Origin of the sequence: Paracoccus sp. 08, from assembly GCF_024105395.1 — a bacterium.
GTDB lineage: Bacteria > Pseudomonadota > Alphaproteobacteria > Rhodobacterales > Rhodobacteraceae > Paracoccus > Paracoccus marcusii.
Map to the genome: position 1 here is coordinate 15,197 of NZ_WEKR01000001.1, position 13,130 is coordinate 28,326.

General features: G+C 66.3%; 12 protein-coding genes. 10 read left to right on the forward strand and 2 right to left on the reverse strand.

What is annotated here, in order from left to right; translation table 11 throughout:
• The first annotated feature begins 2 nt into the window (after positions 1-2).
• Positions 3-1,010 carry a branched-chain amino acid ABC transporter permease gene (locus tag GBO37_RS00065; protein WP_045981210.1) on the forward strand — a complete coding sequence of 336 codons (1,008 nt, stop codon included), beginning with the start codon at positions 3-5 and terminating at the stop codon, positions 1,008-1,010.
• Between the two features lie 12 nt (positions 1,011-1,022).
• The gene (locus GBO37_RS00070) at positions 1,023-2,357 is read left to right on the forward strand and encodes a branched-chain amino acid ABC transporter permease (protein WP_252926391.1); all 1,335 of its coding nucleotides are present in this window, start codon (positions 1,023-1,025) and stop codon (positions 2,355-2,357) included.
• A 46-nt stretch (positions 2,358-2,403) separates the two neighbouring features.
• On the opposite strand, the gene GBO37_RS00075 is transcribed toward GBO37_RS00070, so the two are convergent.
• Positions 2,404-2,916, reverse strand: a complete 513-nt coding sequence (locus GBO37_RS00075) for a CAP domain-containing protein (protein WP_148912278.1) — start codon at positions 2,914-2,916, stop codon at positions 2,404-2,406.
• A gap of 123 nt (positions 2,917-3,039) precedes the next feature.
• Between GBO37_RS00075 and guaA the strand changes: the two genes are divergently transcribed.
• The 8 genes from guaA to GBO37_RS00115 all read left to right on the forward strand — a co-directional run bounded on the left by guaA (position 3,040) and on the right by GBO37_RS00115 (position 11,317).
• Complete coding sequence (guaA, locus tag GBO37_RS00080) at positions 3,040-4,599, forward strand: glutamine-hydrolyzing GMP synthase (RefSeq protein ID WP_045999085.1); 1,560 nt, start codon at positions 3,040-3,042, stop codon at positions 4,597-4,599.
• 75 nt (positions 4,600-4,674) lie between these two features.
• Positions 4,675-6,195, forward strand: coding sequence for a cryptochrome/photolyase family protein (locus GBO37_RS00085; protein ID WP_252926392.1), 1,521 nt, complete (start codon positions 4,675-4,677; stop codon positions 6,193-6,195).
• A gap of 62 nt (positions 6,196-6,257) precedes the next feature.
• Entirely contained in the window at positions 6,258-7,055 is a 798-nt protein-coding gene (locus GBO37_RS00090) for a GNAT family N-acetyltransferase (RefSeq protein ID WP_252926395.1), read from the forward strand.
• 70 nt (positions 7,056-7,125) lie between these two features.
• Complete coding sequence (locus GBO37_RS00095; RefSeq protein ID WP_252926397.1) at positions 7,126-8,946, forward strand: M3 family oligoendopeptidase; 1,821 nt, start codon at positions 7,126-7,128, stop codon at positions 8,944-8,946.
• Between the two features lie 58 nt (positions 8,947-9,004).
• Positions 9,005-10,186, forward strand: a complete 1,182-nt coding sequence (locus tag GBO37_RS00100; RefSeq protein WP_252926398.1) for a dipeptidase — start codon at positions 9,005-9,007, stop codon at positions 10,184-10,186.
• Positions 10,187-10,195: 9 nt separating this feature from the next.
• Entirely contained in the window at positions 10,196-10,579 is a 384-nt protein-coding gene (gene rbsD / locus GBO37_RS00105) for a D-ribose pyranase (protein ID WP_252926399.1), read from the forward strand.
• Positions 10,580-10,642: 63 nt separating this feature from the next.
• On the forward strand, positions 10,643-10,789 hold the full coding sequence (locus GBO37_RS00110) for an entericidin A/B family lipoprotein (protein ID WP_064503532.1): 147 nt from the start codon (positions 10,643-10,645) through the stop codon (positions 10,787-10,789).
• A gap of 141 nt (positions 10,790-10,930) precedes the next feature.
• On the forward strand, positions 10,931-11,317 hold the full coding sequence (locus GBO37_RS00115) for a hypothetical protein (protein WP_139598212.1): 387 nt from the start codon (positions 10,931-10,933) through the stop codon (positions 11,315-11,317).
• On the opposite strand, the gene lepA is transcribed toward GBO37_RS00115, so the two are convergent.
• Entirely contained in the window at positions 11,318-13,117 is a 1,800-nt protein-coding gene (gene lepA, locus GBO37_RS00120) for a translation elongation factor 4 (protein WP_127898630.1), read from the reverse strand.
• Between the last annotated feature and the right edge of the window lie 13 nt (positions 13,118-13,130).

Here is a 13,130-nt window from a genome sequence, read left to right on the forward strand (position 1 = left end):
CCGTGGATATCCTGAACGCCCTCGTGGTCTTTCTGAACTTCGTCTTCATCCCGGCCGCCGCCTATGGCGCGCAGCTGGCGCTTGGCGCCCTGGGCGTCACGCTGATCTATGGCATCCTGCGGTTTTCGAACTTCGCGCATGGCGACACCATGGCCTTTGGCACGGGCATCGTGATCCTGCTGACCTGGGGGCTGCAATCCCTGGGCATCAGCGCAGGCCCGCTGCCCACGGCGCTGATCGCCCTTCCTCTTGGCATCGCGCTGACGGCGCTGCTGGTGCTGGGCACCGACCGCGCAGTCTATAAGTTCTATCGCCGGCAGAAGGCCGCGCCGATCATCCTGGTGATGGCATCGGTCGGCGTGATGTTCGTGATGAACGGCCTGACCCGCATCCTGATCGGCGTGGACGAGATCCGCTTTGACGACGGCGCGCGCTTCCTGATCGCGGTCCGCGATTTCCGCGAGATGACCGGGCTGGAGGAAGGCCTGGCGCTGCGCTCGACCCAGGCACTGACCGTGGGGGTGGCGCTGATCGTGATGATCGCGCTGTTCTGGTTCCTGAACCGCACGAAGTCGGGCAAGGCCATGCGCGCCTATTCCGACAACGAGGATCTGGCCCTGCTGTCGGGCATTGACCCGGAACGCGTCGTGCGCCTGACCTGGATCATCGCGGCCGCTCTGGCGACCATCGCGGGCACGCTTTACGGGTTGGACAAGTCATTCAAGGCCTTCAACTATTTTCAGATCCTACTGCCGATCTTTGCCGCGGCGATCGTCGGGGGCCTGGGCAATCCGCTTGGCGCCATCGCGGGCGGGTTCCTGGTCGCGTTCTCCGAGGTGGCGGTGACCTATCCGTGGGTCAAGGTCGTGGGCTATCTGGCGCCTTGGTACGAACCCGGCGGGCTGATGCAGCTTCTGGGCACGGAGTACAAATTCGCGGTCAGCTTCGTGATCCTGATCGTCGTCCTGCTGTTCAGGCCCACCGGCCTGTTCCGCGGCAAATCGGTCTGAGGGGGAGAGATCATGGCAACTAACCGTCAAGCCGCGACATCCGCCAGCCCCTGGCGCGCGCCGATCCTGTTCGGGGTGCTGGCCATCCTGTTCGTGCTGGAGGGCACGGTCCGGAACAGCATGTTCTCGGGCAGCTGGAACACGTCGCTGGCGATTCTGAACATGGGGCTGCTGTCCGCGATCACCGCCCTGGGCGTCAACATGCAGTGGGGCTATGCGGGCCTGTTCAACGTGGGCGTGGTGGGCTTTCTGGCGATGGGCGCGCTGGCCCCCGTCCTGGTGTCGCTGCCCCCGGTCGAAGGAGCATGGGCCGCGGGTGGCACGCGGCTGATGCTGGCGCTGGCCGTGGGCGTGGGAACGCTGGCCATGGCCAAGCTGGCCTGGACGCGCACCCGCAGCGGCATCCTGACCGCGGTCGTGCTGATCGGCGGCTTTGTCGCCTATCGCTGGCTGTTCGATCCCGCGGTCATCGCGATCGAGGCAAACAACCCGGCCCGCAACGGCAATATCGGCGGCCTTGGCCTGCCGGTGCTGCTGTCCTGGGTGGTGGGCGGCCTGTTCGCGGCCGCCGCAGCCTGGGCCATCGGCAAGGTCGCCCTGGGCCTGCGGTCCGATTACCTGGCCATCGCCACGCTTGGCATCGGCGAGATCATCGTGGCCGTGATGAAGAACGAGGACTGGCTGGCCCGCGGGGTCAAGAACATCACCTCGATCCCGCGCCCCGTCGCGCAGGAGGTGGCCCTGCAGCGCAACCCAGATTTCGTCGACTTTGCCGCCAGCTGGGGCTTCCCCGTGGCCGAGGCGTCGGGCATCTGGGTCAAGCTGTCCTACATGTCGCTGTTCCTGGTCGTGCTGCTGGTCATCATCCTGCTGGCCGAACTGGCGCTGAAATCGCCTTGGGGCCGCATGATGCGGGCCATCCGCGACAACGAGACCGCGGCCGAGGCGATGGGCAAGGACGTGACCCGCCGCCACCTGCAGGTGTTCATCCTGGGATCGGCGGTCATCGGGGTCGCGGGCGCGATGATGGTCACGCTGGACGGGCTCCTGGCGCCGACCAGCTATAACCCGCTGCGCTATACCTTTCTGATCTGGGTGATGGTGATCGTCGGCGGGTCCGGCAACAACTGGGGTGCGGTGCTGGGGGCCGTCACCATCTGGTTCCTGTGGATCAAGGCCGAGGTCTGGGGCCCTGCCCTGATCGCCATGCTGACCGGGCCGATGGCCGACGGGCCGGTCAAGGCGCACCTGCTGGACAGCGCGCCGCACATGCGCTTCATCGCGATGGGGGCGGTGCTGCTGCTGGTGCTGCGCTTTGCGCCACGGGGCCTGCTGCCCGAAAAATAGGGCGACATGGGAAAGGGGCGCGGATCACACCGCGCCCCTTGTCCGTTCAGCGGCAGTTGTTGCCCAGGACCGTGCTGTGCCACAGCCGCCCGTCCGCGCCGCGCGCGACTCCGCTGCCGATTTGATAGCTGAGCTGTCCCAGGACCTGTTCCCGCTGCGGGCCGGGGACAAGCCACGCGTTGACCGTTCCTTCGGGCGTGCCGCCGGCGCCGACCAGCTGGACCACGCCGCAGGTCGGATAGCCCACGGACCGCGCGCGGTCGACGACGTTCGACCCGTTCGACCCGGCCACGTCAGCGCGGCCCATTCGCGCCATGTCGCAGGCATGGGCCAGCGCGATGCGGTCCAGTTCCGCACTGCTGGCCAGTGCGTTCTTGCCCTCGGCCGCGCGGGCGGCGTTGACGGCGGCGGACAGGCGCAGCCCCGCGTCGACCTCTCCGCGGCATTCTGTGGCCAGCGCCTGATCGGCGGGGGCCTGCGGGGCCGTCAGGCCCGGAATCGGCATCTGGCAGGCAGACAGGGCCAGAACGCAGGTGGCGGCAAGGGACAAGCGCTTCATCGGGACATACCTTTTGCACGGATCGGGGTGATTGACCCCGAACGCGCGCGGGTTTCGTCGGTTCCCGCCCGCCCCGGCGCCGAAATGCTTGCAAGGTGCTGAAACCGCGCTTAAAGCGCACCCATGACCCAGCACCAGCGCCTTTTGATCATCGACTTCGGCAGCCAGGTGACGCAGCTGATCGCGCGTCGCCTGCGTGAACTGAACGTCTATTGCGAAATCCACCCGTTCAACACGGTGACCGACGACACGCTGCGCCAAATGGCGCCGCAGGCGATCATCCTGTCGGGCGGCCCAGCCAGCGTCACGACCGACGGCAGCCCGCGCGCGCCCCAGGCCGTGTTCGACATGGGCGTGCCCGTCTTTGGCATCTGCTATGGCCAGCAGGTCATGATGGAGCAGCTGGGCGGCCGGGTCGAGGCCGGGCACCACGCCGAATACGGCCGCGCCTTCATCGCGCCCGCGCCGGGCCACAAGTCCGACGGCATCTTTGCCGGCCTGTTCGACACGGGCCGCGAAGAGGTCTGGATGAGCCATGGCGACCGCGTCACCAGCCTTGCGCCGGGCTTCGAGGTCATCGGCACCTCGCCCAACGCGCCCATGGCGATGATCGCGGACGAGGCGCGCCATTTCTATGCCGTCCAGTTCCACCCCGAGGTGCATCACACGCCGAACGGCCGCACCATGTTGGAGAACTTTGTCCGGCTGGCGGGCTTCACCGGCGACTGGACCATGGCCAGCTATAAGGACGAGGCGATCCGCAAGATCCGCGAGACCGTGGGCGACCGCAAGGTCATCTGCGGCCTGTCGGGCGGCGTGGATTCCTCGGTGGCGGCGGTCCTGATCCACGAGGCGATCGGCGACCAGCTGACCTGCGTCTTCGTGGATCACGGGTTGCTGCGGCTGAACGAGGGCGAGGACGTCGTCAAGATGTTCCGCGACAACTACAACATTCCCCTGATCCATGCGAACGAGGCCGACCTGTTCCTAGGATCGCTGGAAGGCGTCAGCGACCCAGAGGTCAAGCGCAAGACCATCGGCCGGCTGTTCATCGACGTGTTCCAGAAATACGCCAGCCAGATCGAGGGCGCCGATTTCCTGGCGCAGGGGACGCTGTACCCGGACGTGATCGAGAGCGTCAGCTTCAGCGGCGGCCCGTCGGTCACGATCAAGTCGCACCACAACGTGGGCGGCCTGCCCGAGAAGATGGGCCTGAAGCTGGTGGAACCCTTGCGCGAACTGTTCAAGGACGAAGTCCGCGAGCTGGGCCGCGAACTTGGCCTGCCCGAGAGCTTCATCGGCCGCCACCCCTTCCCCGGCCCCGGTCTGGCCATCCGCTGCCCCGGAGAGATCACGCGGGAAAAGCTGGAGATCCTGCGCAAGGCCGACGCGGTCTTCATCGACCAGATCCGCAAGCACGGCCTGTACGACGAGATCTGGCAGGCTTTCGTCGCGATCCTGCCGGTGCGCACGGTGGGCGTCATGGGCGACGGCCGGACCTATGATTTCGCCTGCGCGCTGCGGGCCGTGACCTCGGTCGACGGCATGACGGCGGACTATTATCCCTTCACCCACGATTTCCTGGGCGAGACCGCGACGCGGATCATCAACGAGGTCAAGGGCATCAACCGTTGCACCTATGACATCACGTCCAAGCCGCCGGGGACGATCGAATGGGAATGACGCGGCACCGCGTCGCATGACATGTCGGGAACGCGCAGGGCAACCTGCGCGTCCTTGTCATTCTGGGGGTGTGGAATGCGTCTGATCCTGGTGCTGGGCGACCAGCTGTCGCCTGACCTGTCAGCGCTGCGCGAGGCGCGCCCCGAAGATCTGATCGTCATGGCCGAGGTGATGTCCGAGGCCAGCTATGTCCCCCACCACCCCCAGAAGATCACCTTCCTGTTCGCCGCGATGCGCAAGTTCGCGGACCTTCTGCGCGAGGCCGGCCACCGCGTCGCCTATGCGACGCTGGACGATCCGGACAACACACAGTCCATTCCCGGAGAGCTGCTGCGCCATGCCGCGGCGCATGGCGCCGAGAGCGTGATCGCCACGCGGTCCGGGGAATGGCGCCTGATCGCCGCGCTGGACGACCTGCCCGTGCCCGTCACGCAGCTGCCCGACGACCGATTTATCTGCAGCCAGCCCGAATTCGAAGCCTGGGCCGAGGGCCGCAAGGAATTGCGGATGGAGTGGTTCTATCGCGAGATGCGCCGCAAGACCGGGCTACTGATGGAGGGCGACCAGCCGATGGGCGGCAAGTGGAACTTTGACCACGACAACCGCAAGCCCGCCCAGGCCGACCTGCTGCGCATCCCCCCGCCCCGGTTCGAACCGGACGCGGTGACCGCCCAGGTTCTGGACTTGGTCGAGGCACGGTTTCCCGACAATTTCGGCCGTCTGCGGCCCTTTGGCTATGCCACCGACCGGGCTGGCGCGCTGCAGGTCCTGGCGCATTTCATCGACCATTCGCTGGATGAGTTCGGCCCCTATCAGGACGCGATGCTGCAGGACGATCCGTTCCTGCATCATTCGATCCTGTCGCCCTATATCAACGCGGGCCTGCTATCCCCGATGGAGGTGTGCCAGGCCGCAGCCGACGCCCATGCCGCGGGCAAGGTCCGCCTGAATTCGGCCGAAGGCTTCATCCGCCAGATCATCGGCTGGCGCGAATACATGCGCGGCATCTATTTCCTGGAAGGGCCGGACTATACCGCGCGCAACGTGCTGGGGCATGACCGCGACCTGCCGCCGGTCTATTGGGGTGCGCCCACGCGGATGAACTGCATGGCGCAGGCGGTGGGACAGACGCGCGATCACGCCTATGCGCATCATATCCAGCGGCTGATGGTGACGGGCAACTTCGCCCTGCTGGCGGGGATCGATCCGGCGCAGGTCCATGAATGGTATCTGGCCGTCTATGTCGATGCCTATGAATGGGTCGAGGCACCCAACGTCATCGGGATGAGCCAGTTCGCGGATGGCGGCGTGGTCGGGTCGAAGCCCTATGTCAGTTCGGGCAACTACATCGCCAAGATGTCGGATTATTGCGGCGGATGCGCCTACAAGGTGACGCAAAAGACGGGGCCCGGCGCCTGCCCGTTCAACGTGCTCTATTGGGATTTCATGGTGCGTCATTGCGACCGGTTTCAGTCGAACCCCCGCATCGGGCGCGCTTATGCGACCTGGGACCGGATGGACGCCGACAAGCGCCGCCAGATCCGCAGCGACGCGGCCGCGTTTCTGGACCGCCTGGATGTGGGCGATCCGGTCTGAGCCGCTTGACGCGGAGCTGACGTGCCGCCACGCTGCCCGCCGATCAGCGAAAGGACCTGCCGATGGATTGCGCCTGCGGCCATGCCCATACCCCCGCCCTGGACCCTTCGGGCACGCCGGTGCCCCTGTCGCCTGCCCCCGTCGCCCTGCACGGACGCCTGATCTGTCACGACACGGCGCAGATGCTGACCGCGCTGGACCTGCTGCAGGATCATGCCGATGCCAGCCGCGCCGAGCCGGGATGCCTGCGCTTTGACATCGCGCAATCCGACGCCCCGATGGTCTGGACCCTGTCCGAGGTCTTTGCCGATGAGGACGCGTTCGCGGCGCATCAGGCCCGCACGGCATCCAGCCCCTGGGGTCTGCGCAGCAGCGACATGGGCCGCGATTTCTATCGCCACGCCGCTCAGGTCATGATCCGGCCCGAGGTCCCGTCGGATCACGCAGCCCTGGACACCCTGCTGGTACGCGCATTCGATGGCCCGGCCGAGGCCCGCCTGCTGCGCGCGCTGCGGGCCGATGGCGATCTGTCCCACGTGCTGGTGGCCCATGTCGAAGGCGTGCCGGTCGGCCTTGGCGCCCTGTCATCCCTGCAGGCGGCGGAACCGGCATTCGCCTTGGCGCCGCTGGCCGTCCATCCGGCCATGCAGCGGCGCGGCATCGGTCGGGCGCTGATCGATGCCGCACTGCGCGCCGCGACGGGGCCGGTCGTGGTCCTGGGCGATCCCACGGTCTATGCCGGATCGGGTTTCGTCCCCGCGGATCTGGCATCCCCCTATGCGGGGCCTGGCCTGCAGATTCACGGCAGCCTGCCCCGGGGTAGCGCTGTCGTCCATGCCGGGGCCTTTACGGCCCTGTGACGGCGCGCCCCTTGCGGCGCTGCCCGGCAGAGTCCACATCTGACGCCGAAGCATTTTGAAAGGACCCACCATGGCAGGCAACACCGTCTTCGATGCAACCGATCCGGCGCGCGCCAAGGGCGATTTCGGCACCCTGCCCGAATGGGATCTCAGCGACCTCTATACCGCCCCCGACAGCCCCGAACTGACCGCGGACATCGCGCGCATCGAGACGCAGGCGCAGGCCTTTGCCGCCGAATACCAAGGCAAGCTGGCCAACCTGACGCCCGCGCAGATGCTAGAGGCGGTCCAGGCGTTCGAGCAAATCAATATCCTGGCCGGGCGCGTCATGTCCTATATCGGGCTGCGCTATTACCAGAACACCACCGACCCGGTCCGTGCCAAGCAGATGGGCGACCTGCAGGCGCGCATCACCGATCTGACGACGCCGATCATCTTCTTCTCGCTGGAGTTCAACCGCATCCCCGATGCGACCTACGAATCCATGTTCACCGCCGCCGACGGCCCTGCCCGCTACAAGCCGGTCTTCGACCGGATGCGCGCGATGCGGCCCCACCAACTGTCGGACGAGCTGGAGCAGTTCCTGCACGACACTTCGGTCGTCGGCGCCGCCGCTTGGAACCGCCTGTTCGACGAGACGACCGCCGCCCTGACCTTTGACGTCGACGGAGAGACCCTGGGCCTGGAGGCCACGCTGAACCTGCTGACCGACCACGACCGGGCACGACGCGAGGCCGCCGCCCATGCGCTGGCCAAGGTCTTCACCGCGAATGTCGGGCTGTTCACGCGCATCCACAACACGCTGGCCAAGGAAATGGCGATCGAGGACAAGTGGCGCAAGATGCCCACGCCGCAATACGGCCGTCACCTGTCGAACCATGTCGAACCCGAGGTGGTCGAGGCGCTGCGCAATGCCGTCACCGCCGCCTATCCCCGCCTGTCCCACCGCTATTACGCGCTGAAGGCGAAATGGCTGGGGCTGGACAAGCTGCAGGTCTGGGACCGGAACGCGCCGCTGCCGACCGACGCGCCCCGCGTGATCGACTGGCCCGAGGCGCGGTCGACGGTCCTGGACGCCTATGCCGGCTTCTCGCCGGAACTGGCCGAACTGGCCGAACCGTTCTTCGACAAGGGCTGGATCGACGCGGGCGTCAAGCCGGGCAAGGCGCCGGGCGCGTTCGCGCACCCGACCGTCTCGACCGCGCATCCCTATATCCTGCTGAACTATCTGGGCAAACCGCGCGACGTGATGACCTTGGCGCACGAACTGGGCCACGGCGTCCATCAGCGTCTGGCCGCCCGTCAGGGGGAGCTGCTGTCCTCGACGCCGCTGACCCTGGCGGAAACCGCGTCCGTCTTCGGTGAGATGCTGACCTTCCGCGCGCTGCTGGCCAAGACCACCGACCCCGCGCAGAAGAAGGCCCTGCTGGCGGGCAAGGTCGAGGACATGATCAACACGGTCGTCCGTCAGATCGCGTTCTATGATTTCGAATGCCGCCTGCACGCTGCCCGCGCCGAGGGAGAGCTGACCCCCGACGACATCAACGCGCTGTGGATGGCCGTCCAGCATGAAAGCCTGGGCCCGGTCTTCGAATACATGCCGGGATACGAGACGTTCTGGACCTATGTCCCGCATTTCGTGCATTCGCCCTTCTATGTCTATGCCTATGCCTTCGGCGACGGGCTGGTGAATGCGCTCTATGCCGCCTACGAGGACGGCCTGCCGGACTTTCAGGACAAGTATTTCGACCTGCTGAAGGCCGGCGGCTCCAAGCATCACCGCGAACTGCTGGCGCCGTTCGGCCTGGATGCGTCCGACCCGGCCTTCTGGGACAAGGGCCTGTCCATGATCGAGAGCCTGATCGACCAGCTGGAGGCGCTGGAGGCGTGATCCCGTCTGGCGTCCCCGGTCCGTCGCGCTAGACTGTGCGCGACGGATCGGAGGAGTCATGTGGAAACGGGTGCTGCTGGGGACGGGCGCGGTCCTGGCGATGGGCGTGGCGGGGTTCCTGACCTTCGCCCCGGCCTATGTCGAACGCGGGATGAACCCCGTCACCATGCCGGCAGAAGGCTGGCCGGTCACGGCAGAGGCGCAGGCCCTGCATGACCGGCTGGTGATCGGCGACTGGCATTCCGATGCGCTGTTGTGGGACCGCGACCTGCTGGACCGCGCGGAGCGGGCTCATACCGACGTTCCGCGTCTGCTGGACGGGAACATGGCGGTGCAGGTCTTCACCACCGTCACGAAAAGCCCACGCGGCCAGAACTATGACCACAACGCCACCGATACCGGCGACAACATCACGCCCCTGTTCATCAGACAGCTGCGCCCGCCGCGCAGCTGGTTCTCGTTGCGCGAACGGGCGCTGGTGCAGGCGCAGGCGTTGCAGGACGCCGCGGATCGCGCACCTGACCGGCTGCGGGTGATCCGCAGCCGCGCCGATCTGGCCGACCATCTGGCGCGGCGGCAGGCAGGCGCGCAGGTGCTGGGCGCGGTGCTGGGATCGGAAGGCGGTCACCCGCTGGAGGGCGATCCGGCCAATCTGGACGTGCTCTATGACGCGGGCTTCCGGTTGATGGGGCTGACGCATTTCTTCGACAACGAGCTGGGCGGCAGCCTGCACGGAGAGGGCGGTACCGGCGCGGGCCTGTCCGATTTCGGGCGTCAGGTGGCGGACGCGATGATCGCGCGCGGCATGATCATCGACGTGACCCATGCCAGCCCGCAGATGGTGCGCGACGTGCTGGCCATTCCGGGCGCGCGGCCGGTCCTGTCCCATACCGGCATCACCCGCCATTGCCACAGCCCCCGCAACCTGCCCGACGATCTGGTCGCGGACATCGCGCAAGCGGGCGGGATCATCGGCGTCGGGTTCTGGTCGGACGTGGTCTGCGGATCGACGCCCACCGACGTGGCCCAGGCCATCGCAGCCGCGATCGAGGTCGCCGGAGACGACCACGTCTCGCTCGGCTCGGACTGGGACGGGTCGGTCGACACGCCGTTCGACGCCGCCCATCTTTCTGCACTGACCCAAGCCCTGCTTGACCAAGGCCTGTCAGAGGTGCAGATCGCCAAGGTCATGGGGGGCAACATGATGGCCTATCTGGCCGAAACCCTGCCCGAGAACTGAGAGGAACCGATGAAACGCACGACCTTGCTGCATGCCGAACTGTCCGGGCTGATCGCCGCCTTCGGCCATGGCGACATGCTGGTGATCGGCGATGCCGGGCTGCCCGTGCCCGCCGGCGTCCGGGTCATCGACCTGGCCCTGACCCGCGGCATTCCGGGCGTCTTCGATGTGCTGGACGTGGTGCTGGCCGAACTGGTCGTCGAACGTTCCGCGATGGCGACCGAAGCCGCCCGCGACCTGCAGGCCGAATTCGCGCGACGCGACATCGGAGCGGTCACCATGCTGTCGCATGACGACTTCAAGGCGGCGTCGCGCCACGCCCGCGCGATCGTGCGGACCGGGGAATGCACCCCCTATGCCAATGTGGCCCTTTACGCCGGCGTGGCGTTTTAGACGGAACCGATGCGCCGATATTGCGTTGCAAGCCCAGATGCTTATCCACAAGGAGACTGAGCGATGCAGAAGAAGATCCTGGGCCTGACCGCCGTTCTGGCCATGATGACGCTGGCCGCCTGCGAAACCGTGCAGGGTGCGGGCCGCGACATCTCGACCGCCGGCGCGGTCGTCCAGCAGGAAAGCGCCGAGGCTCAAGCCGGGATGTGATCCTGATCGATCGGCACGACATGACGGCCCCCCGCAGCGTGCTGGCGGGGGGCTTTCTCATGCGCATGGGGCATTGGATAAGGAACCCGATGCCGATCTGGTCCGTTTGAACGTATCCCTTAAAGAAACGATGAGGCCATCATGCGGATTATCCTGATGGCGCTGCTCGCGCTGCCCCTGCCCGCCCACGCTTTCACCGCCCGCAACGGCATGGAGGCCCGTCAGGTCGATGCGACCGATATCGCGGTCCCGTTCGAGGCGGGGCGGACCGACACGGATTACTGGTGCGCTGCCGGCGATCTTGCGCAGCAGGTGATGAACCAGCCGGTCGCGACGCGCATCTGGCGCGCCAGTCCCAAGCCGCGCGAGGCAGGTCAGGGCATCCTGTTCACGTTGGACCCGGCTCGCCAGGCGCAGGGCGCAGGCCTGTCCCAGTTCGGATCAGGGCCACGCGATGGCGCACTATCGGTCGGTCAGGCCGTGGCCAGCCATTGCCGCATCATCATTCCCTTCATTCGGGATCGATGATCAATTGTCCATCTTCAGCGCCTGGATGAAGGCGGTCTGCGGAATCTCGACCTTGCCGAACTGACGCATCTTCTTCTTGCCGGCTTTCTGCTTTTCCAGCAGCTTCTTTTTCCGCGTGGCGTCGCCGCCATAGCACTTGGCGGTCACGTCCTTGCGCATGGCCGACAGCGTCTCGCGCGCGATCACGCGGGCACCGATCGCGGCCTGGATCGGGATCTTGAACATGTGGCGCGGGATCAGGTCCTTGAGCTTTTCGACCATCGCGCGGCCACGGCTTTCGGCACGGTCGCGATGAACCATGATCGACAGCGCGTCCACCGGCTCGTCGTTCACCAGGATCGACATCTTGACCAGGAAATCCTCGCGGTACTCGCTGATCTGATAGTCGAAGCTGGCATAGCCCTTGGTCACCGACTTCAGCCGGTCATAGAAGTCGAACACGACCTCGGCCAACGGCAGGTCATAGACCACCATCGCCCGCGCGCCGGCATAGGTCAGGTCCAGCTGGATGCCGCGACGGTCCTGACACAGCTTCAGCACGTCACCCAGATACTCGTCCGGCACCATGATCGTGGCCTTGATGCGCGGCTCCTCGATATGGTCGACATGGGTCAGGTCCGGCATGTCGGCGGGGTTGTGCAGGTCGCGCACCTCGCCGTCGCGCATGTGCAGCTTGAAGACCACCGACGGCGCCGTGGTGATCAGGTCCAGGTCGTATTCGCGCTCAAGCCGGTCACGGATGACCTCAAGGTGCAGAAGCCCCAGAAACCCGCAGCGGAAGCCGAACCCCAGGGCCGCCGACGTCTCCATCTCATAGCTGAAGCTGGCGTCGTTCAGGGCCAGCTTCTCGATGGCGTCGCGCAGGGGTTCGAAATCATTGGCGTCCACCGGGAACAGACCGCAGAACACCACCGGCTGCGCCGGCTTGAAGCCCGGCAACGCCGTGGCACAGGGCTTGCGTTCCTGGGTAATCGTGTCGCCCACGCGCGTATCGCGGACCTGCTTGATCGAGCCGGTAAAGACACCGATCTCTCCCGGGCCCAGTTCGGCGATGTCGACCATCTGCGGCGTCAGGACGGCCAGCTTGTCGATGCGGTGGCTGGCGCCGGTCTGCATCATCTTGATCTGGTCGCCCTTGCGGATCACCCCGTCCATCACGCGGATCATCACGACAACGCCCAGATAGGCGTCGTACCAGCTGTCCACCAGCATCGCCTTCAGCGGCGCGTCGCGGTCGCCCTTGGGCGCGGGCAGGCGCGTGACGATGGCCTCCAGGACGTCCGGGATGCCCAGACCGGTCTTGGCGCTGATCGGAATCGCGTCCTGCGCGTCGATGCCGATGACTTCCTCGATGTTCTCCTTGACGCGGTCGGGCTCGGCCGCGGGCAGGTCGATCTTGTTCAGGACCGGCACGATCTCGTGGCCTGCGTCGATCGCCTGATAGACGTTGGCCAGCGTCTGCGCCTCGACCCCCTGGCTGGCGTCGACGACCAGCAGCGACCCCTCGACCGCGCGCATCGACCGGCTGACCTCATAGGCAAAGTCCACGTGGCCCGGCGTGTCGATCAGGTTCAGGACATAGGTCCGGCCGTCCTTGGCCGGATAGCTGATCCGCACCGTGTTGGCCTTAATGGTGATCCCGCGCTCACGCTCGATATCCATGCTGTCCAGCATCTGGGCCTTCATGTCGCGATCCGCGACAGTGCCCGTGGACTGGATCAGCCGGTCGGCCAAGGTGGATTTCCCGTGGTCGATATGCGCCACGATCGAAAAATTGCGGATGAGGTCAAGGTCGGTCATGGGCGGGCTATAC